Origin of the sequence: Anaerococcus lactolyticus ATCC 51172 (genome assembly GCF_000156575.1) — a bacterium.
Taxonomy (GTDB): Bacteria; Bacillota; Clostridia; order Tissierellales; family Peptoniphilaceae; genus Anaerococcus; species Anaerococcus lactolyticus.
Map to the genome: position 1 here is coordinate 1 of NZ_GG666218.1, position 226 is coordinate 226.

Here is a 226-nt window from a genome sequence, read left to right on the forward strand (position 1 = left end):
ATCTTTATCTTCAATTTCTTTAGTATTCTTTGCTAGTTCTCCTTCTAAAGACTCGAGCTTTTCTTGCATTTCTTTGATTTTATTTTCGTTTTTGTCGGTCTTTTCTTTTTCAGATTCTAACTCCCATTTTGTAGATGAATAATTTTCTTTAAGTTTTGCATTTTCATCTTGTAATCTTTTTAATTCATCTTTAAGCTGAGTAATTTCTGCTATTAGTTCATCATTA

1 pseudogene is annotated in these 226 nt (G+C 27.4%); it reads right to left on the minus strand.

Features of this window, described 5'->3' with window-relative positions:
- Positions 1-226, minus strand: a pseudogene (locus HMPREF0072_RS10910) (stalk domain-containing protein); the annotation flags it as partial.